Genomic DNA, 20518 nt, shown 5'->3' with positions numbered 1-20518 from the left:
CCCACATCAGAGCCATCTGTCAGCGCCTGGACGTCTTAAAGGTCGCCGTAGCCCAGCGAACGCAGTGCGCGCTCGTCATCGGACCAGCCGCCTTTCACCTTGACCCAGAGGTTGAGCATGACTTTGGAGTCGAACAGCAGCTCCATGTCGCGCCGCGCATCAGTGCCGATACGCTTGATGCGATCACCCTTGTCGCCAATGATGATCTTCTTCTGGCCGTCGCGCTCAACGAGAATCAGCGCGTGGATGTGCAGAGTCTTGCCCTGCTGCTTGAACTCTTCAATCTCGACGGTGATCTGGTACGGAACCTCGGCACCCAACTGACGCATGATCTTCTCGCGAACCAGCTCGGCGGCCAGGAATCGGCTGCTGCGGTCAGTGATCTGATCCTCAGGGAAGAAGTGATCGTTCTCCGGCAAGTGAGTGGCGATCAGGGTCTCCAGCGCTTCAAGGTTATGCCCGTGCTGCGCGGAGATCGGCATGATCGAGGCATTGGGCAACTGACCCTGCAGCCACTCCAGGTGCGGCATCAACTCAGCCTTGTCTTCAATGCGATCAGTTTTGTTGATCGCCAGAATCACAGGCCCCTGCACGTACTGCACGCGCTCGAGAACCATTTGGTCTTCGTCGGTCCAGCGGGTGCGATCAACCACGAAAATCACTACATCGACGTCTTTCAAAGCAGCCGATGCGGTCTTGTTCATGTAGCGGTTGAGGGCTTTCTCGCCATTCTTGTGCATGCCGGGCGTATCGACATAGATCGCCTGCACAGCGCCCTCAGTCTTGATACCGAGCATGTTGTGACGGGTGGTCTGCGGCTTGCGCGAAGTGATCGCAAGCTTTTGGCCGAGGATGTGGTTCAGCAGCGTGGACTTGCCCACGTTGGGCCGGCCAACAATGGCGACGTAGCCACAGCGTGTTGCAGTTGAATCAGTCATTGCCGTTCTCCACGCCGAGAGCGATGAGTGCTGCGGCCGCTGCTACCTGTTCGGCAATGCGACGGCTGACACCCTGTCCCCGGCTTTTTTCATTCAATAAGGTGATCTCGCATTCGACGAAAAACGTCCGGCAATGCGGTTCGCCCTGGATATCCACCACTTCGTAGCGAGGCAGATCACAGGCGCGCGATTGCAGAAATTCCTGCAATCGGGTTTTAGGGTCTTTGTTGGTGTCCACCAGCGTCAGGCTGTCGAACTCGGTGGTCAGCCAGGCCAGCACGCGATCACGCGCAACCTCCATACCGGCGTCCAGATAGATCGCGCCGATCAGGGCTTCAAGAGCGTCCGCGAGGATCGACTCACGGCGAAACCCGCCGCTTTTCAGCTCCCCGGAACCCAGGCGCAGGTATTCACCCAGATCAAATCCCCGTGCCAGCAGCGCAAGGGTCTCGCCCTTTACCAAGCGCGCACGCAGGCGAGACAGCTGACCTTCGCGAGCCTGAGGAAAGCGATCAAACAGCGCTTCACCGGCAACGAAATTAAGGATCGCATCGCCGAGAAACTCAAGACGCTCGTTGTTGCGGCCAGCGAAACTGCGATGTGTCAGAGCCAGAATCATCAGTTCCTGGTCCTTGAAGGTGTAGCCGAGCTGACGCTCGAGGCGACTCAATGAAACGCTCACGGTTTACCCACGCTGAATTCGTGGTCGAACTTGACCACCAGATCGATGTTCTGGATCAATGGCTCACGTTTTTCGTAGTTCAAATGGGCGAGGAACCTGCTGTTCTCCGTCGTCACGCTTAACGCCTTCTTCAAATCCAAATCCCGAATGTTATTGATCTGCATGCCTTTAGCGACATAGCCGTAGAAATCATCGACCGTCACCACGCTCGCAGCCTTGTCGGTCCCGACTGCTTCGATGATTTTCTTCATCGACATGTAATCGAGGTAGTGCGGCACCACTTTGGCAGCTGTACTCGCAACGAAGGCGAGAACGGCCAACAGCGCCAGCCACCCCAGGAACGACAAGCCTTTCTGCGAACGGGCGACTGTCATGTACGACCTCAAGAATAGTCCTTCAAATCTGTCTGCAAGGTGAATAGAGCCCCACCCTGTTGTTGCCTGCCGAAATGACATACGGCGCTGTCAGAAACAGCGCCGTATCGGCTACTTGATCAACCCGACTCGCGAGAAGTTGGGGAAGTGACTCAACTTGGGTTCTGGCCAGCTCATCCACACCGCAAACGCCTTGCCCACGATGTTTTTGTCCGGGACCATGCCCAGCTCATCCTTGGGAATATTGGGGTCATCCCAATAGCGGCTGTCGTTGGAGTTGTCGCGGTTGTCGCCCATCATGAAGTAATGAGCTGCCGGAACTGTCCATTCGCTGTCAGGTGGCGCGCGGTAGCGGCTCATTTCCTGACGGATCTGGTGTTCGACGTCGCCCAGTTTTTCCTGATAAAGCTCCGCGCTGCCCAACGTGCCTGGCTCGGTGCCAATCAGCTGTTTGGCAACCAGTTCGCCGTTGATGAACAGTTTCTTGTCACTGGTGTAGCGAATCTTGTCGCCCGGCAGACCGACTACACGCTTGATGTAGTTTACGGTCGGGTCGCTTGGATAGCGGAACACCATCACATCGCCACGCTGCGGGTCCCCGATCTGGATGACCTTCTGATCCAGCACCGGCAGGCGGATGCCATACGAGAACTTGTTCACCAGAATGAAATCGCCCACATCGAGCGTCGGCTTCATTGAACCCGACGGGATCTGGAAAGGCTCAACCAGAAACGAGCGCAGGACCAGCACGATAAACAGCACCGGAAAGAACGACTTGCCGTATTCAACCAGCAAGGGCTCTTTGTTCAACTGCTCGACAACGCCGACGTCAGGCTGGCTGACGCTGCCCTGATAGGTGGCTATCGCGGTACGCCGACGTGGCGCGAGAACGATCAGGTCGAACAAAGCCAACAGACCGCAAACGGCGACGGCGATGACCAACAACAGCGGGAAATTTAGTGACATAGGGCCTGACTATTCCAACCTGAGCACTGCAAGGAAGGCTTCCTGTGGAATTTCCACGTTGCCCACCTGCTTCATGCGTTTCTTACCGGCTTTCTGTTTTTCCAGCAGCTTGCGCTTACGACTGACGTCGCCGCCGTAACATTTGGCCAGTACGTTCTTTCTGAGGGCCTTGACGGTTGTACGCGCCACAACCTGCCCGCCAATGGCGGCCTGGATTGCCACGTCGAACATCTGACGAGGAATCAGCTCTTTCATCTTTTCGGTCAACGCACGTCCTTTGTAGTTCGCGTTGTCCCGGTGAACGATCAATGCCAACGCATCGACTTTCTCACCGTTGATCAGTACATCCAGCTTCACCAGATTGGCAGACTGGTAACGATCGAAATGGTAATCCAGGGAAGCATAGCCACGGCTGACCGACTTCAGGCGATCGAAGAAGTCCAAGACCACTTCGTTCATCGGCAAGTCGTAGGTCACTTGCACCTGAGTACCCAAAAACAGCATGTCGTGCTGAACGCCACGCTTTTCGATGCACAGCGTAATGACGTTACCAAGGTGCTCCTGAGGCACAAGGATGTTCGCGCGCACGATTGGCTCGCGCATATCCTCAATGCTCGACAGGTCCGGCAATTTGGACGGGTTGTCGACGTAAATCGTTTCACCGGTCTTGAGCAGCAGCTCGAAGATTACCGTTGGCGCTGTGGTGATCAGGTCCAGATCGTATTCACGTTCCAGCCGCTCCTGGATGATCTCCATGTGGAGCATGCCAAGGAAGCCACAGCGGAAGCCGAAGCCCAGTGCATCGGAGCTTTCTGGCGAATACTGCAGCGAAGAATCGTTCAGCGTCAGCTTTTGCAGCGCTTCGCGGAAGTCTTCAAAGTCATCGGAACTGACCGGAAACAGACCGGCATACACTTGAGGCTGGATGCGCTTGAAACCTGGCAATACCTCGACGTCCGGGGTGGTGCTCAGGGTCAGGGTGTCACCCACTGGCGCGCCGTGAATGTCTTTGATACCGGCGATGATGAAGCCTACTTCGCCAGCTTTGAGGTCTACCGTAGCGGTGTGCTTGGGGTTGAACACGCCCACGCTGTCCACCAGGTGCAGCTTGCCGGTGGATTTGACCAGAATCTTGTCGCCCTTTTTCACACGGCCATGGCGCACGCGAACCAGGGAAACAACGCCCAGGTAGTTGTCGAACCAGGAGTCGATGATCAGCGCTTGTAGGGGGTCTTCGATATTGCCGGTAGGCGCCGGAATGGTTTGTACCAGACGCTCCAGCACCTCATCCACGCCCAAACCGGTTTTGGCGCTGCAAACTACAGCGTCGGTCGCGTCGATGCCGATGATCTTTTCGATCTCTTCCTTGACGCGGTCCGGATCAGCCTGAGGCAGGTCGATCTTGTTCAACACCGGCATGACCTCAAGGCCCTGCTCGATGGCGGTATAGCAGTTGGCAACGGACTGGGCTTCGACACCCTGACCGGCGTCGACCACCAGCAGCGCACCCTCACACGCTGCCAGCGAGCGGCTGACTTCGTAGGTGAAGTCAACGTGGCCGGGCGTATCGATGAAGTTCAGTTGGTAGGTAATGCCGTCTTTCGCGGTGTAATACAAGGTAACGCTATGGGCCTTGATGGTGATCCCGCGCTCGCGCTCAAGGTCCATGGAGTCAAGTACTTGAGCCTCCATCTCGCGCTCGGACAAGCCGCCGCACATTTGAATGAACCGGTCAGCCAGCGTCGACTTGCCATGGTCAATGTGGGCGATGATGGAGAAATTGCGGATATGACTCAAATCACTCACGGATCAACACTCAAAAGGTTGCAGGCAGACTGCCCGCCGAAAAATAGCCGGGAATTGTACCTGAAGGAAGGCTGGGGCGTCACGTTCGCACTCGACGCCACGCCGGAGCCGTTCTTGCGGGCACAAAAAAAGGAGCGGGAAAACCGCTCCTTTTTCATTGGCCTGGCTGCTTATTCGGCCAGTTTGAAGGTGATGAACGTTGCACGCCCCTGACGCAGCACGCGCATCGACACCGAACGATTCTTCGGCAGGCCTTTGGCGACGTCCGTGAATTGCTTGGCTGAGGTGAGCGCCTGATTGTTCAGGTGAGTGATCACATCGCCGGTTTGCAGACCGATCAAGGAAGCAGGACCGTCCTGGATATCTTTGATAATCACGCCACCCTTGAGGTCCAGACTTTTCAACTGTTCAGCGGTCAGGTCTGCAACCGAAACACCCAGACGATTGCTGTTGCGCTCAACGCCATCTTCCGAGGCGCCCATTTCCTTACCCTCATCAGGTAAAGCGCCTACGGTGACCGTCAGCTTCTGACGCTTGCCATCACGGATCACTTCCAACTCAGCTTTGCTACCGTCTTTCAGATTACCAATCAAGTGTGGCAGGTCGGCCGACATGACAATCGGCTGACCGTTGGCGCTCAGGATCACGTCACCAACTTGCAGGCCGCCTTTGGCAGCAGGACCGTCATCAAGCACCTGGGCGACCAGCGCACCGGCTGGTTTGTCCAGGCCAAACGACTCAGCGAGGTCCTTGTTCACTTCCTGAATCACCACGCCCAACCAGCCGCGATTGACCTTGCCGCTGGCTTTAAGCTGATTGGAGACATCCAGCGCGACATCGATCGGGATGGCGAACGACAGGCCCATGAAGCCGCCCGAACGGGTGAAGATCTGCGAGTTGATCCCCACGACCTCTCCCGCCATGTTGAACAATGGACCACCGGAGTTACCCGGGTTGATCGCAACGTCGGTCTGGATGAATGGCACATAGGTATCGTTCGGTAGGCTGCGGCCCTTGGCGCTGACGATGCCTTTGGTTACCGAGTGATCGAAGCCAAACGGCGAACCGATTGCCAATACCCACTCGCCAACTTTCAGCTTGTCGGAATTACCCAGCTTGACTGTGGGCAGGTCTTTACCGTCGATTTTGAGCAGCGCTACGTCAGTCCGGGGATCGGTCCCCACCAGCTTGGCTTTCAACTCACTACGGTCGGACAATCGCACGAGTATTTCGTCTGCGCCGTCGATAACGTGGTTGTTCGTCATGACATAGCCATCGGAGGAGATGATGAAACCTGAACCCAGCGATTGCGCTTCGCGTTGTCGATCACCCTTGCCTGAGCCCGAACCTGGCGGCCGCGACCCTGGCGGAACACTGCGCTCAAGAAATTCGCGCAGCATCGGAGGCAGACCTTCGAGATCGGGCATCTGGCCTTGAGCCACGGAGCGGTCCGGAAGCTTTTGCCGAGTGCTGATGTTCACCACAGCGGGCGAGGCCTGCTCCACCAAAGAAGTGAAGTCTGGCAAGGCTTCTGCCTGCGCAGTGACCGCCTGACCGAGCATCAACACGGCGGCCATCAGGGAAAAATAAGATTTCAAGCGAAGTATGGACATACGGCTCCCGTTCATAACGAGCATGGTTAAGCGGTACGGACCGGCAGGTCCGAAGAGCATGCGTGCAATGCAGCATAGTGCGGCACCGCTCTCTCAGGCAGCATTCCGGTCCCGGAAACAAAAAAGGCCAGAGCTGCGAAGCTGTGACCTATAGAAAAAAAAGTGTTTTTTTGCAACCCGCAAAGCTCACCAAACATTTCAACATGTCTCGGCAGGCCGCTATCAGCCTGATTGGCATGGGAGGAGGCCCAAAATGAAACCTTTTTCACAGTGGGCGCATCTGGTTGCTCAGTTCACTTCTTGACGGGCGCGGCAGCATCGCTGCGCATCGACAAGGCTATGCGCTCTGCTGTGCCAATCGGGATTTCTCCAACAACTGTCACCATTGCATCTCCCTTGGGCGTATTCAGGCGACGGGATACGGCAACAGTCGGGCCAAGCTGAGTACGAATATCCGTGACTGCAGCGCCAGAAACCGGCTCTATGAACACGGAGAAACGCGCGAGGCCATCGTCATACATCAGGCTGGTGACAAGAGACTTGGAGTCCGGATCCTTGCGAGCTGCAGAGCTGCTCAACTCGAAGCCGGGCGGAAGCCAGTCCGAATGCCATGCAACTGGCGCAGTTTTGGCCGCGTCAGGCTTGGGCTTGGCAACATCGACTTGCTTGCAGTCAGCGCTGGCGGACAGCATCTGATCGGTAGGAACGTCGGTGGTGTTTAGCTCAGTGAACTGGAAACGCTCAAGCAGTTGCCCCTTGTCACTGAGCAACAACGATTTCAAGGGCAAGCCAGTCTCGGCGTCTAGATGCAGTTCGATTCCGTAGCGATGCTGGTCCTTCGGCGTCAAGGTGACAATGACAGCCGACCGACCCGCAACGCGAGACTTACCCGCTACCGCCATGTCATACCACGCAGACAATTTTGCCGCGTCGAATGCATGGGCCGGAGAGTCAGGGATGTTAGTCACGCCTTGAACGAGAGTGCCGCTTACGCATTGGGTCACCCCGTCTATGCGCAGTACCTCTTGAGCGGAACCATCGAGCTGGAGAAGGTGCTCACGAACTTTACCATCGGCGACGCGATGCCAAATCCGGTGAGTTGAAAAGCTGCCATTACGCTCGTAAACGAATGTGCCTTGATAGCTTTGCTTTTGTTCTGCCTGCGCAAGACGCTTGAGCTGGTCTTGCGCATCATCGGCATGAACTGGAAGGACCAGCCATCCACCTAGCAGAAGCGGCAATAGACGGATGGGACGCATGATCCTCCTTAACGGTTTTCCAGACTTGCAGCGCGTGCATACGGCAATGCGCTTTCAGTGCCTTTCAACGCAGCTTGCTGAGCGTGTTGGCGCAGATAGCCTGGGAGTCGCTGATCGTGCCATCCGGCTTGACCTTGCAGCACACCGCTGGCCATAGGGCCTGGCGCTTGCTCGCTTTCAGTGTAACCAGCCAGGACCGCAGGACCTTTAACCTGAGGCGCCAGGTTAGCAGGCTGAGCCGATTGCTGTGCCAGTTGAGCGCCAGCGATATCGTCCTGGTTATACAAACGAACGCCTGCAAGCACAGCCACGGTGACCGATGCAGCAACGGCCAGGCGACCCAAAGTACGCCATGGACCACGACCCGCCTTGAGAGGACTGACCTCATCAGCGATCGCTGCAGCAACAGCTGCCGAGATATCCAGATGCGGGATCAACAATTCCTTGTGCATGGCTGCACGAGCGATCTGATAACGCGACCATGTGGCACGTGTATCCGCATCGTCGATTGCGCTGAGCACTCGACGTAATTCCAATTCGTCCGCTTCGTTATCCATCACCGCGGACAGCGATTCCTGCAGGGCTTCACGACTCATGGCGGTTCCTCTCTTTTTGGCTATCGCCGCTGTCTCAGGATTCCTGCAACAAAGGCTGCAGGGCTTTATCAATGGCTTCCCGAGCGCGGAAGATGCGTGAGCGCACGGTACCAACCGGACACTGCATGACGCTTGCAATGTCTTCGTAACTCAGACCGTCGAACTCACGTAAAGTTAAAGCTGTACGCAAATCTTCCGGAAGTAGCTGGATAGTTCGATGGACGGTGCCCTCGATCTCATCCCGTAGCAATGCTCTCTCCGGTGACTCGATGTCCTTGAGGCCATGATCGCCGTCGTAGAACTCCGCGTCTTCAGATCTGACATCACTGTCCGGCGGTCGCCGACCTCGCGACACCAGATAGTTCTTCGCCGTGTTGATGGCGATGCGGTACAGCCAAGTGTAAAAGGCGCTGTCTCCGCGAAAATTGCCGAGTGCGCGATAAGCCTTGATAAAGGCCTCTTGCGCAACATCTTGTGCTTCATGGGTGTCGTGGACGAATCGCACGATCAACCCAAGAATTTTGTGCTGATATTTCACCACTAGCAGATCAAATGCTCGCTTGTCGCCGCGCTGTACGCGTTCGACCAGTTGCTGATCCTCTTCCTGGGTTAGCATGCATACTCCTCATAAAGCTTAAAGGAGCGTTGCAACGGCTCATTCACAGGCTTGCAAACATAGACTCGGGCTTTTGGCAAAAGTTCTCCCCCCTTCAAGCTAGTTTCCGGCGAGCGATGGTGGCCCGCACGAAAAACGCAGCTCGAACCAGGTCGGCTGCGTGAATAATCTTGTCGTCGAACGCGCTGGCAATGGCCATGTATTTATCCCCGCCTAGCGCCGACGCTGTCCCTTTATCGGCAACCTACTATTGAACGTGACGCTTATTAAAAAGTTCCACATTCATTTTAGGTCGTAAGACACACGTCAATCCGTTTGTAGGAAGAAATCGAGAGCAGCCTATCGATGTTTCGAACTTGCCAAACGGTATGCACGGTGCTCCGGAGTAGCGCACAATCCGGGCCCGCTGTGGATTCACGATTGCCATAAAATCGCCGCTATTGTGCCGCTACACCCCTACATATAGCTAGTGGCCGAATAAGAGAGCCAAATTCAGATGAGCCGACATTTTCAACACGACGTTCTCGTGATTGGCAGCGGTGCTGCCGGACTGAGCCTGGCCCTGACTTTGCCGGAGCATTTAAGCATTGCCGTGCTGAGCAAAGGCGATCTGGCGAACGGCTCTACATTCTGGGCTCAGGGTGGCGTTGCGGCGGTCCTGGACAATACCGATACGGTTGATTCCCATGTTGAGGACACGCTGAATGCGGGCGGCGGGCTGTGCAACGAAGACGCTGTTCGGTTCACCGTCGAACACAGCCGCGAAGCCATTGAGTGGCTGATTGACCTGGGCGTGCCGTTCACCCGCGACGACGAGAATATTACTGAAGACGGCGGATTCGAGTTCCACCTCACCCGCGAAGGCGGTCACAGCCACCGCCGCATCATTCATGCGGCCGACGCCACTGGCGCTGCTATCTTCACCACGCTGCTGGCTGAAACCAAGGCCCGCCCCAATATAGAGCTGCTGGAACAGCGCGTAGCTGTCGATCTGATCACCGAACGCCGTCTTGGCCTCGAAGGTCAACGCTGCCTTGGCGCCTATGTGCTGGATCGCTCCACCGGCGAAGTGGATACGCACAGTGCGCGCTTCACGATCCTGGCCTCGGGCGGGGCCGCTAAAGTTTATCTGTACACCAGCAACCCCGACGGCGCCTGCGGAGACGGCATCGCCATGGCATGGCGCGCGGGTTGCAGGGTCGGCAATCTGGAATTCAACCAGTTCCACCCGACCTGTCTTTACCATCCGCAAGCCAAAAGCTTTCTGATCACTGAAGCGCTGCGCGGTGAAGGCGCTTACCTGAAGCTGCCCAACGGCGAGCGCTTCATGCAGCGTTTCGACCCACGCGCAGAACTTGCGCCCCGAGACATCGTTGCCCGCGCCATCGACCATGAAATGAAGCGACTGGGGATTGACTGCGTTTATCTGGATATCAGCCATAAGCCCGAAGGCTTCATCAAGACGCACTTCCCCACGGTGTACGAACGCTGCCTGGAATTTTCCATCGACATCACGCAGCAGCCGATTCCAGTGGTGCCAGCGGCGCACTACACATGTGGTGGGGTCGTGGTCGATCAGCACGGGCGCACCGATGTGCCAGGCCTGTATGCGATTGGCGAAACCAGCTTCACCGGCCTGCACGGCGCCAATCGTATGGCCAGCAACTCGCTGCTCGAATGTTTTGTATACGCGCGCTCGGCAGCGGCGGATATCGTCGGCCAGCTGTCGCAGATTACTGGCCCACAGCCTTTACCTACGTGGGACGCCAGCCAGGTCACCGATTCCGACGAAGACGTGATCATCGCCCACAACTGGGATGAGCTGCGGCGGTTCATGTGGGATTACGTCGGCATCGTGCGCACCAACAAGCGTTTGCAGCGCGCAGCGCATCGCGTGCGGCTGCTGCTGGACGAAATCGACGAGTTCTACAGCAACTATAAGGTAAGCCGGGATTTGATCGAGCTACGCAATCTGGCACAGGTGGCCGAGCTGATGATCAGTTCAGCGATGGCGCGCAAGGAAAGCCGCGGGCTACATTACACGCTGGACTATCCAGGCATGTTGCCCGAGGCCGTCGACACTATTCTGGTGCCGCCCACCTTCGTCGGCTGAACTTCAGGCGCAAGCGCAGGCGTCGGTGAGCGTCTGGCTCCAAGGAATCACTGGGAATGCAGACGCTGCTAACCCACCAGCGGTCCATCCAGCGTCCCGCAGTCACTCGAAAACGTAAGATCACGATCAGTGGCAGCGCAATACTGTCACGCTGCAATCGCACAGGCTGCCAGCCGGAGCGGTCACTCCACAGCTGCCAGCCGTCACCGTCACGCCGCAAACCGGTAAATGCCTGTTCATCCGACAACACAATGCAGCGACGCCAGTAGCGGACGCCGTGCCACAGGCACAATAAAACGCCGATCAGCTTGATCCCGACGGGAATACTCAAGAAATACAGGGCGATCAATGCAAGCGCCTGGGCGGAGAGATACGCCGTCAGCAGCCTGCGTGAGGCGTGCCAACGGCATTCGAAGTGATTACTTGGGTTGGACACGGTCCAGAATCATGCGAACCATGCGTTGCAGCTCGGGATCTTCAGATTCTGCGCGCTGCATGAACCAGCCAAACATGTCCTGGTCTTCACAGGTCAGCAGACGCACATAGAGATCGCGGTCCACCTGATTGAGGCTTGGGTAGACCTCTTTTACAAACGGCACCAGCAAGACATCCAGCTCCAGCATGCCTCGGCGGCTGTGCCAGAAGAGGCGATTGAGTTCAACATCTTCGACCATGGAGGGCTCCTCGAATTTGGCGGCGAGTATACAGGGGCATCGCGGCTGGGCGTACCCGCACTTCGTCTCAGCAGTTTTCATGTACCCAACGACCACGCTCGGCACTATCATGGTGCCTCAGACTTTAACCCTGCGATGACCCATGGCCGACTCAGCTTTCTTCTGCACTCTCTCCCACGAAGGTGTTCTCGCCGTTCGAGGCGTGGACGCCGGAAAATTCCTTCAGGGCCAATTGACCTGCAACCTCGACTACCTGAGCGACGCCAAAGCCAGTCTCGGCGCGCGCTGCACGCAAAAAGGCCGCATGCAGTCCAGCTTCCGAATCCTGCCAGAAGGTGATGGCTACCTGCTGGCGATGGCCAGTGAGCTGATCGAAGCACAATTGCTGGACCTCAAGAAATACGCTGTGTTTTCCAAGTCTAAACTGACGGACGAAAGCGCGTCCTGGGCCCGATTTGGCCTTGCTGGCGGTGATAGCGCTTTGGCGGCGCTGGGTGTCTATCTCGGGCAAGAGATCGATGCAGTTGCTCGCGGAAATGACTTGATCGCCATCCGTGTGTCCCCCGGCCGCGCCGAGCTATGGGTTCACGCAGAAAAAGCCAGCGATATTCGCACCCAGCTCGCCGTTTCGCTTGTGGAAGGAACGCTCAATGATTGGCTGCTGGGCCAGATCCGTGCCGGTATCGGTCAAGTGGTCGGGCAGACCCGTGAGACATTCATCCCACAGATGATCAACCTGCAAGCCGTCGGCGGCGTCAGTTTTAAAAAGGGCTGCTACACCGGACAGGAAATCGTTGCCCGCATGCAGTATCTGGGCAAACTCAAGCGCCGTCTTTACCGGCTGAACCTTTCCAGTGGCGAAGTGCCTGAAGCGGGAACCCCTTTGTTTTCACCGGTTCACGGCAGTGCTGTCGGCGAAGTTGTGATCGCGGCAAACAGTGGCGAGGGCGTCGAGCTGCTGGCTGTGTTACAGGCCGACGCTGCAGAAGATGGCCACATCCATCTTGGTGCGCCCGAAGGTCTGGCGTTGCAAATGTCAGAGCTGCCCTACACTCTGGACAGCAAACTTGAGACACAGCGCTAAGCCGTTGCAACAATCGTTTCATCACACCGTCAGCGTATTCGTCGCGCCCCTGGCTTGCCACAGCAAAGGACGCGACTCCATGCAACGCCTTAGAGATGCGATATGAGCAACATGGCTGACGAGGTGCAAAGGGATCTGATCAGGGCGATCGACAGAGACGCTCTGTTTCTGCCGACACTCCCTGAAGTAGCGCTAAGAATCCGTCTCGCAGCGGAAGACGCCGAAATCAGCATTGCCGCTTTGAGCAAAGTCATCGGCAGCGACACCGCATTGTCGGCACGCCTGATCAAAGTCGTGAATAGCCCGCTGCTGCGCCCCAATTTCGAAGTCAGCGATGTCCTGACGGCCATTCGTCGGTTGGGCGTCAACTACACCTGCAATCTGGCCATCGGTCTGGTGGTCGAGCAGATGTTTCACGCCAAATCCGCTGTGATCGACGCCAAGATGCGCGACATCTGGAAGCTCAGCCTGCAAGTGGCAGGCGTCAGCAGCAGCCTGTGCCACAGAACTCATCATCTGCGTGCAGATCAGGCAACGCTTGCAGGCCTGATTCACTTGATCGGCGTGCTGCCGATCCTGACGTACGCTGAAGACAATTTCGAACTGCTGTCCGATGCCGTCAGCCTCAATCATGTGATCGAGCGCATTCACCCGGTGATCGGTGAACGGCTGCTGCGTTCCTGGGATTTCCCGGAAGCGCTGGCGATTGTTCCTACCCAGTTTCAGGATTTCGAGCGCGTATCCCTGCGGCCCGATTACGTTGATTTGGTGCAGGTGGCGACCGTGCATGTGCATGACGTGACAGGTAAGGCGTTTCCGAATACGGATTTGAGTGTCTTGCCCGCTACTCGCCAGTTGGGGCTGGACCCGGCGGAAGGTGCCCTGATCATTGAAATGAATGAGGCGATGACGCTGCTTTATTAAGGCCTGCAGGAAGAAACTTCGAGAACAAGTTCGCTCCTACAGACAGAAGATCACGCAACCCTGTAGGAGCCAACTTGTTGGCGAGGTCGTTGATCCTCAAAAACGTCTCGCGAACAAGTTCGCTCCTACAGGAGATCGCGCCGCGCTAACTTGTTGGCGAAGGGGTGTGTCCTGACTCCAGCGCCACGAAACTTACCCGCACCTTCAACCCCCGCTCCGCACCGTCGTGCAAACTGATCTGCGCCAGATGCGCGCGGCAGATCTCGCCGACGATCGCCAACCCCAAACCAGATCCCAGCTGATTGCGGCGATAAAATCGCTCGAACACGCGATCTCGCTCAAGCACTGGAATCCCCGGCCCGTCGTCTTCGACTTCCAGCACGCACGGGGCATGCACTCGCAAGATGACATTGCCGCCTTGGGGTGTATGGGCAAGCGCGTTGTCGATCAGATTGCTCAGCAATTCGTTTAGCAGCGTCGGCTCCCCTCGCAGCCAGATCGGCGCATCAGCCTCCAACGCCAATGCGACGCCTCGGGCGTGGGCCAAGGGCGCCATCGCCATGCCCAACTCCCGGGCCAGCTGACTGAGGTCGATGACTTCAGCACCGCCTTCGGAAATGGCCCGCGCGCCGTTTTCAATACGCGCCAGCGACAACAGCTGATTGGCCAGGTGCGTCAGCTTGTCCGTGCCGACGGCGGCTGTTTCCAGGGTCGAGCGCCACGTGGCCGGGTCGTTGTCGCGCAAACCCAGTTCCACACGCGCTTTAAGCGCGGCAAGTGGCGTTCGCAATTCGTGAGCGGCGTCGGCGATGAACTGCGCCTGACGTTCGAATTGCAGACGCAGCCGCTCGGTGAAATGGTTGAGCGAACTCACCAGCGGCCGCAACTCATGCTGTACTTCGACCAGTGGCAATGAGCGCAAATCATCCGGCTGCCGCTCTTCCACCGCCGTGCGCAAGCGATCCAGCGGGCGCAACGCCGCGCTGACCGTGAACCACACCAACAGCAGCGCGCCACCACCCAGCATGCCCAACCGCAGCAGCGTATCGGCCATCAAGCCACGGGCCATCGTCACCCGCGCTTCCTCAGTCTCGGCGACACGAATTTCGGCCATGCCGTTCATATTCGGCTCACTGACCGCTTTGAGCAGGCTCACCACCCGCACGTCCTGGCCCTGATAGCGCGCGCTGTAGAACTTCGCCAGCGCGGGATACGCATCAGTGCGGGGCGTTCCGGCAGGCGGTCCTGGCAGGTTTTCATAGCCGGAAATCAACTTTTTGTTGATGTCGTTAACTTGGTAGTAGATCCGCCCAGCGCTGTCGTACGCGAAGGTGTCGAGGGCGACGTAAGGCACGTCGGCGCTCAAAGTACCGTCGCGCTCGGACAAACCAGCAGCGATGGTCCGGGCCGAAGCCAGCAGCGTGCGGTCATACGCGGTGTCCGCCGCCTCGCGCCCGTTCCAGTAGGCGCTCATGCCGCTGGCGATCATCAATACCACGAGCAACAGCCCCAGATTCCAGAGCAATCGCCAGCGCAGGCTGTTTTCCCGATCGGGAAACAGACTAGACATCGCGGCTTTCCAGCAGATAACCCAAGCCACGGAACGTCACGATAGCGATGGGTTGACCATCGAGCTTCTTGCGCAAACGATGCACATAGATTTCGATGGCGTCGGGGCTGGCTTCTTCGTCCAGGCCGAAGACCTGCGCGGCCAGTTGCTCCTTGCTCATCACACGACCGGGCCGGGCAATCAGCGCTTCGAGCACCGACTGCTCGCGAGAAGTCAGCGTCAGCAACTCTTCACCGACGGTAAAACGACGAGTATCCAGGTCGTACACCAACACGCCGCAGCGTTGCTGACGTTCGCCGCCCAGCACGCTGCGTCGCAGCAGGGCCTTGACCCGTGCCTCAAGCTCGGACAATTCAAAGGGTTTGGCCAGGTAATCGTCGGCCCCCAGATTCAGGCCGTGGACCCGGTCTTTGACGTCGCTGCGGGCGGTCAACATCAGTACCGGCAGGTTTTTGCCCCGGGCCCGCAATCGCGCCAGCACCTCGAAACCATCCATGCGTGGCAGCCCCACGTCGAGAATCACCACAGCGTATTCCTCGCTGCTTAATGCCAGATCGGCCGCAACACCGTCGTGCAGAACGTCCACGGTCAGCCCGCCACTCTTGAGAGCCTGAGCGACGCTTTCGGCCAGTTGCAGATGGTCTTCGACGAGCAGGACACGCATCGACTTCTCCAGATTGAGGCGTTGGGTGGAGGCGGAGTTTACAGGCGCCGTAAGGTCTGTGAAGCGCCAACTCATTGTCAGTCACAGACCGATGCCATCTGTGTAGCGTCGCTGGGAGGTTAATGAAAGGTAGTTGAAAGGTTAATGAAAGCTTCGCGGATTAGGATCGAGTTACGACTTGTTACCGTTTGAGCATTACCCGGGTCGCAACGAAAAACGCCTCGATGCGTTTTCAACAATAAAAACAATATCGGAGTCACCGTGATGCTGCATATCCTGCCCATGGCCCCTGCGCCTGATCGTCGTATTTCCCCCCAAGCACTTATTCAGAATGTTCTCGATGCGGCTTCCTGCGCGCGTCATGTCACCCTGCCTTTTGGTTCAATCATCGCGGCTCTACCCTGCCCCGCTTGATGATTGCGCATTAACCGCCTGATCACCCTCATCACCTCAAAAACAACAACTCCTTTGGAGACTGACCAATGAGCTCGACACTGCGCCGTTTCAGCGTCGCCGCCAGCTGCATGCTGGTAGCCACCCAACTGTGGGCCGCCGAACCCAATCGCCCTGAATGCATCGCCCCCGCCTCCCCCGGCGGCGGCTTCGACCTGACGTGCAAGCTGGTGCAAAGCGCACTGGTCAACGAGAAGATTCTGTCCAAGCCGATGCGTGTGACCTACATGCCCGGCGGCGTGGGCGCCGTGGCCTACAACGCGGTAGTTGCGCAGCGTCCTGCTGATGCGGGCACGTTGGTGGCTTGGTCCAGCGGTTCGCTGTTGAACCTGGCGCAAGGCAAATTCGGGCGTTACGACGAGACTCAGGTTCGCTGGCTGGCCGCCGTCGGCACCAGCTACGGGGCTATCGCGGTGAAAGCCGACTCGCCGTACAAAAACCTCGATGACTTGGTTAAGGCGCTGAAAGCCGACCCAAGCAAAGTAGTGATCGGTTCAGGTGGCACCGTGGGCAGCCAGGACTGGATGCAAACTGCGCTGATCGCCAAGGCCGCCGGGATCAACCCCCGCGACCTGCGTTATGTCGCGCTCGAAGGCGGTGGTGAAATCGCGACCGCCCTGCTCGGCGGCCACATTCAGGTGGGCAGTACTGACATTTCCGACTCCATGCCACACATCCTGAGCGGTGACATGCGCCTGCTGGCGGTGTTCTCGGACGAGCGTCTGGACGAGCCGGAAATGAAAAACATCCCGACCGCCAAAGAACAAGGCTACGACATCGTCTGGCCCGTGGTTCGCGGCTTCTACCTCGGGCCAAAAGTTACCGACGAAGAATACAACTGGTGGAAAGCGGCGTTCGACAAGCTGCTGGCCTCCGAAGACTTCGCCAAATTGCGCGATCAGCGCGAGCTGTTCCCGTTCGCCATGACCGGTGACGAACTCGATAAATACGTCAAGCAGCGTGTCGCCGAATACAAAACCATGGCCAAGGAATTCGGCCTGATTCAGTGATTGCACTCGATTGACTGACGCGTGGTTGTGCCACCTGCGCGGTGGCGCAACCCAGGAGTTTTCCATGGTCCTGCAACGAATTTTCGCCTTTGTGCTGCTGCTGGTGTGTATCGGCCTGGCGCTGATGGCGTGGCCTTACAAGGCCCCCTTTTCCTACGAACCCGTCGGCCCGCGCGCGTTTCCGCTGCTGATGCTGGCGCTGATGGGTATTTCCCTGCTGTACATGGTGTTTCGCCCTGCGCCCATCGTGCATTCCGAAGACGAACCCGAGCTGGACCGCCCGACACTGATCAAGATCGCGATTTGCATCGGTCTGCTGTTGATCTTCGCCGGCCTGTTCGAACCGCTGGGCTTCATCCTCAGCAGCATTCTGATCGGAATTCCGATGGCACGGCTTTATGGCGGTCGCTGGGTGCCCAGCGTCGTGATCATTACGTTGATGAGCATTGGTCTTTACGTGCTGTTCGACAAAGTCATGGACGTGCCTCTGCCCCTCGGTCTGCTCGACGTACTGGAGAAATAATATGGACACTCTCGGCTATCTGGGCCAAGGCTTCGGCGTCGCGCTGACCCCGTACAACCTCATCACCGCACTCTCCGGCACCTTGATCGGCACCGTCGTCGGCCTGCTGCCGGGCCTTGGGCCAATCAACGGCGTCGCGTTGTTGATCCCTATCGCATTCGCCTTGGGCTTGCCGCCTGAATCGGCGTTGATTCTGCTGGCAGCGGTGTATCTGGGCTGCGAATACGGCGGTCGTATCAGCTCCATTCTGCTGAACATTCCGGGTGAAGCTTCAACCGTCATGACTGCACTGGACGGCTACCCAATGGCGCGCCAGGGCATGGCCGGTGTGGCATTGTCCCTGTCGGCGTGGAGTTCGTTCATCGGCGCCTTCATCGCTACCTGCGGCATGGTGATGTTCGCCCCGTTGCTGGCCAAATGGGCGATTGCCTTTGGACCAGCGGAGTACTTTGTGCTGATGGTATTTGCCATCGTCTGTTTGGGCGGCATGGCCGGCGACAGACCGCTGAAAACATTTGTCGCCGCATTGATCGGGCTGTTTCTGTCGACCATCGGTATCGATGCCAACAGCGGCGTGTATCGTTTCACTGGCGATAACATCCACCTGGCAGACGGCATCCAGTTCGTCGTGCTGGTGCTGGGCCTGTTCTCTGTCAGCGAAATCCTCTTGCTGCTTGAGAAGACTCATCGCGGGCAGGAAGCCGTCAAAGCCACCGGCCGGATGATGTTCAACTTCAAGGAAGCCAGCGCAGTGTTCGCCGTGAACATCCGCTGCGGCCTGATGGGCTTCATCATGGGCGTATTGCCTGGCGCCGGAGCTACTCTGGCCAGCGCCGTGGCCTACATGACCGAGAAACGTATCGCGGGCGCCAGCGGTAAATTCGGACAAGGCGACATGCGCGGTCTGGCAGCGCCGGAAACCGCCATCGGCGCAACAGCTTGCGGTGCGCTGGTACCGATGTTGACGCTGGGCGTTCCGGGGTCGGGCACCACGGCGGTGATGATCGGCGCGCTGTCGCTGTACAACATCACGCCCGGTCCGCTGCTGTTTCAACAACAACCGGACATCGTCTGGGGCCTGATTGCGTCGTTGTTCGTCGCCAACATCATGCTGGTGATCCTCAATATCCCGATGATCCGCATCTTCACCCGCATCCTTGCCGTGCCGAACTGGGCGCTGGTGCCGGTCATCGCGATCATCACCGGGATTGGCGTCTACGCGGTCCACGCCACCACCTTCGACCTGTTCCTGATGGTTGGCATCGGCATTTTCGGCTACATCCTGCGCAAGCTGGACTTCCCGCTGTCGCCGATCTTGCTGGGGTTTATCCTCGGCGGTCTGATGGAGCAAAACCTGCGTCGCGCGTTGTCGATCTCCAACGGTGCGCTGGAAATCCTCTGGTCGAGCCCGATCACCCTCGGCGTCTGGGTAGTGACGGCGTTCATGCTGGTGTTCCCGCTGATCCGCATCTGGCGCAAGCGTGCACGTCAGCGTCGTGAATTGGCGAATGTCTGACAGGCCGTTCAAAACCTGGTGGGGTACGCCTCTGGTCGGCCTGCTCGGCGGCTACCTCGCCAGTCTGGTCGGCTGGCCCTTACCGTGGATGGTCGGCTCGTTACTGGCGATCATCCTTGTCCGCTGCCTGACCCCATGGCAGCTGGCTGAAATCCCCGGAGGCCGCAAGTGCGGCCAATGGGTGGTCGGCATCGGCATCGGCCTGCACTTCACCCCCGTCGTTATCGAGCAAGTCCTCTCCCACTTCGGTTTGATTTTCATCGGCGCATTGGTGACCAGCGTCTCCAGCGTGGTCGGCGTGTGGCTGATGCTGCGCACCGGCGAAGACCGCGCCACGGCATTCTTCTCCAGCATGCCCGGCGGCTCGGGCGAGATGGTCAATCTGGGCGCGCGCAATGGTGCGATCCTCAGCAATGTCGCAGCGGGTCAAAGCCTGCGGGTGTTGTGCGTGGTTTTGTGTGTACCGGCGATTTTCAAATACCTCTTGGGCGCCAGCGCGCCGGCCTTGCATCCGGTGACGGTGGATTGGGCGTGGCTGGCGATTTTGTTCCCGGCGGGCGCGGCGATGGCTTATCTATGGCAGCGCTTGAAGCAGCCCAACCCTTGGCTGTTCGGGCCGCTGTTGGTGAGTGCGGTGGTTAGCGTGAGTTTTGATCTGCACATCGGTTTGCCAAATGGCGGCAGTCAGATCGGGCAGTGGCTGATTGGCAGTGGTTTGGGCTGTCATTTCAATCGGGCGTTCTTTCGCCGCGCACCTTCGTTCATAGGCCGCACGTTGGTCGGCACTGCGCTGACCATGATCATCGCCGCCGCCTCCGCCTTTGTTTTAAGCATGTTGACGCTGCTGGATTTGCGTTCGCTGACGCTGGGCATGATGCCGGGGGGCATTGCCGAAATGAGCCTGACGGCCGAGGTGTTGCAGCTGTCAGTGCCGCTGGTAACGGCGATGCAGGTGATGCGCTTGCTGTTCGTGCTGTTTCTGGCGGAGCCGTTGTTTCGCTACTGGATTCGGCGGACTGTCTGACTGACGCAAATCATCCTGTAGGAGCGCGCTTGCCCGCGACTGCGTAGCGTCAGTCGATGCATCAGGTGCAGAAAGATCGCATTCGCGGGCAAGCGCGCTCCTACAGGGGATGA

The 20518-nt window shown here is 58.0% G+C and carries 21 protein-coding genes; 8 read left to right on the top strand and 13 right to left on the bottom strand.

Going from position 1 to position 20518, the window contains the following annotated elements; genetic code table 11:
- Positions 1-35 precede the first annotated feature (35 nt).
- The 5 genes from era to lepA all read right to left on the bottom strand — a co-directional run bounded on the left by era (position 36) and on the right by lepA (position 4757).
- On the bottom strand, positions 36-938 hold the full coding sequence (era, locus tag ACWKV9_RS01475; RefSeq protein ID WP_483834309.1) for a GTPase Era: 903 nt from the start codon (positions 936-938) through the stop codon (positions 36-38).
- Entirely contained in the window at positions 931-1620 is a 690-nt protein-coding gene (gene rnc / locus ACWKV9_RS01470; RefSeq protein ID WP_483834308.1) for a ribonuclease III, read from the bottom strand. The genes era and rnc overlap by 8 nt, the downstream gene beginning before the upstream one ends.
- Entirely contained in the window at positions 1617-1994 is a 378-nt protein-coding gene (locus ACWKV9_RS01465) for a DUF4845 domain-containing protein (protein WP_483834307.1), read from the bottom strand. Before ACWKV9_RS01465 ends, rnc begins: the two co-directional genes overlap by 4 nt.
- 111 nt (positions 1995-2105) lie before the next feature.
- Positions 2106-2960, bottom strand: coding sequence for a signal peptidase I (lepB, locus tag ACWKV9_RS01460; protein WP_483834306.1), 855 nt, complete (start codon positions 2958-2960; stop codon positions 2106-2108).
- Between the two features lie 9 nt (positions 2961-2969).
- Positions 2970-4757, bottom strand: coding sequence for a translation elongation factor 4 (gene lepA, locus ACWKV9_RS01455; RefSeq protein WP_483834717.1), 1788 nt, complete (start codon positions 4755-4757; stop codon positions 2970-2972).
- Here lepA and ACWKV9_RS01450 point away from each other — a divergent pair.
- Entirely contained in the window at positions 4641-4979 is a 339-nt protein-coding gene (locus ACWKV9_RS01450) for a hypothetical protein (protein ID WP_483834737.1), read from the top strand. The two genes, lepA and ACWKV9_RS01450, sit on opposite strands and share 117 nt — an antisense overlap.
- Here the strand turns inward: ACWKV9_RS01450 and ACWKV9_RS01445 are convergent.
- The 4 genes from ACWKV9_RS01445 to rpoE all read right to left on the bottom strand — a co-directional run bounded on the left by ACWKV9_RS01445 (position 4937) and on the right by rpoE (position 8850).
- Positions 4937-6379, bottom strand: a complete 1443-nt coding sequence (locus tag ACWKV9_RS01445) for a DegQ family serine endoprotease (RefSeq protein WP_483834305.1) — start codon at positions 6377-6379, stop codon at positions 4937-4939. The two genes, ACWKV9_RS01450 and ACWKV9_RS01445, sit on opposite strands and share 43 nt — an antisense overlap.
- Before the next feature lie 293 nt (positions 6380-6672).
- The gene (locus ACWKV9_RS01440; protein WP_483834304.1) at positions 6673-7638 is read right to left on the bottom strand and encodes a MucB/RseB C-terminal domain-containing protein; all 966 of its coding nucleotides are present in this window, start codon (positions 7636-7638) and stop codon (positions 6673-6675) included.
- 8 nt (positions 7639-7646) lie between these two features.
- Positions 7647-8234: a sigma-E factor negative regulatory protein gene (locus ACWKV9_RS01435; protein ID WP_483834303.1), complete on the bottom strand. Its 588-nt coding sequence runs from the start codon at positions 8232-8234 to the stop codon at positions 7647-7649.
- Between the two features lie 34 nt (positions 8235-8268).
- The gene (gene rpoE, locus ACWKV9_RS01430; protein WP_268797658.1) at positions 8269-8850 is read right to left on the bottom strand and encodes an RNA polymerase sigma factor RpoE/AlgU; all 582 of its coding nucleotides are present in this window, start codon (positions 8848-8850) and stop codon (positions 8269-8271) included.
- A gap of 496 nt (positions 8851-9346) precedes the next feature.
- Here rpoE and nadB point away from each other — a divergent pair, with 496 nt between their 5' ends.
- Entirely contained in the window at positions 9347-10963 is a 1617-nt protein-coding gene (gene nadB, locus ACWKV9_RS01425) for an L-aspartate oxidase (RefSeq protein ID WP_483834302.1), read from the top strand.
- On the opposite strand, the gene ACWKV9_RS01420 is transcribed toward nadB, so the two are convergent.
- Entirely contained in the window at positions 10932-11399 is a 468-nt protein-coding gene (locus ACWKV9_RS01420) for a protein YgfX (RefSeq protein WP_483834301.1), read from the bottom strand. The two genes, nadB and ACWKV9_RS01420, sit on opposite strands and share 32 nt — an antisense overlap.
- The gene (locus ACWKV9_RS01415; protein WP_483834300.1) at positions 11383-11637 is read right to left on the bottom strand and encodes an FAD assembly factor SdhE; all 255 of its coding nucleotides are present in this window, start codon (positions 11635-11637) and stop codon (positions 11383-11385) included. The genes ACWKV9_RS01420 and ACWKV9_RS01415 overlap by 17 nt, the downstream gene beginning before the upstream one ends.
- Positions 11638-11779: 142 nt before the next feature.
- Here ACWKV9_RS01415 and ygfZ point away from each other — a divergent pair, with 142 nt between their 5' ends.
- Both ygfZ and ACWKV9_RS01405 read left to right on the top strand, forming a co-directional pair.
- Positions 11780-12721: a CAF17-like 4Fe-4S cluster assembly/insertion protein YgfZ gene (gene ygfZ, locus ACWKV9_RS01410; protein ID WP_483834299.1), complete on the top strand. Its 942-nt coding sequence runs from the start codon at positions 11780-11782 to the stop codon at positions 12719-12721.
- A gap of 102 nt (positions 12722-12823) precedes the next feature.
- Positions 12824-13645, top strand: coding sequence for an HDOD domain-containing protein (locus ACWKV9_RS01405; protein ID WP_483834298.1), 822 nt, complete (start codon positions 12824-12826; stop codon positions 13643-13645).
- 145 nt (positions 13646-13790) lie between these two features.
- Here the strand turns inward: ACWKV9_RS01405 and ACWKV9_RS01400 are convergent, their stop codons facing one another.
- Together ACWKV9_RS01400 and ACWKV9_RS01395 are read right to left on the bottom strand one after the other, a co-directional pair.
- Positions 13791-15215, bottom strand: a complete 1425-nt coding sequence (locus ACWKV9_RS01400) for a sensor histidine kinase (protein WP_483834297.1) — start codon at positions 15213-15215, stop codon at positions 13791-13793.
- Positions 15208-15879 carry a response regulator gene (locus ACWKV9_RS01395; protein ID WP_483834296.1) on the bottom strand — a complete coding sequence of 224 codons (672 nt, stop codon included), beginning with the start codon at positions 15877-15879 and terminating at the stop codon, positions 15208-15210. The genes ACWKV9_RS01400 and ACWKV9_RS01395 overlap by 8 nt, the downstream gene beginning before the upstream one ends.
- A 524-nt stretch (positions 15880-16403) precedes the next feature.
- Here ACWKV9_RS01395 and ACWKV9_RS01390 point away from each other — a divergent pair.
- The 4 genes from ACWKV9_RS01390 to ACWKV9_RS01375 all read left to right on the top strand — a co-directional run bounded on the left by ACWKV9_RS01390 (position 16404) and on the right by ACWKV9_RS01375 (position 20405).
- Positions 16404-17342 carry a Bug family tripartite tricarboxylate transporter substrate binding protein gene (locus ACWKV9_RS01390; protein WP_483834716.1) on the top strand — a complete coding sequence of 313 codons (939 nt, stop codon included), beginning with the start codon at positions 16404-16406 and terminating at the stop codon, positions 17340-17342.
- A 64-nt stretch (positions 17343-17406) separates the two neighbouring features.
- Positions 17407-17865, top strand: a complete 459-nt coding sequence (locus ACWKV9_RS01385; RefSeq protein ID WP_483834295.1) for a tripartite tricarboxylate transporter TctB family protein — start codon at positions 17407-17409, stop codon at positions 17863-17865.
- A 1-nt stretch (position 17866) separates the two neighbouring features.
- Positions 17867-19381 (top strand): tripartite tricarboxylate transporter permease, encoded by a 1515-nt coding sequence (locus tag ACWKV9_RS01380; protein WP_483834294.1) that lies wholly within the window; start codon positions 17867-17869, stop codon positions 19379-19381.
- Positions 19374-20405 (top strand): AbrB family transcriptional regulator, encoded by a 1032-nt coding sequence (locus ACWKV9_RS01375; RefSeq protein ID WP_483834293.1) that lies wholly within the window; start codon positions 19374-19376, stop codon positions 20403-20405. Before ACWKV9_RS01380 ends, ACWKV9_RS01375 begins: the two co-directional genes overlap by 8 nt.
- The last annotated feature ends 113 nt before the right edge of the window (positions 20406-20518 follow it).

It is taken from the genome of Pseudomonas corni (assembly GCF_057128765.1).
The sequence above is the reverse complement of the archived record's forward strand: the minus strand, read 5'-3'. Positions and strand labels throughout refer to the sequence as shown.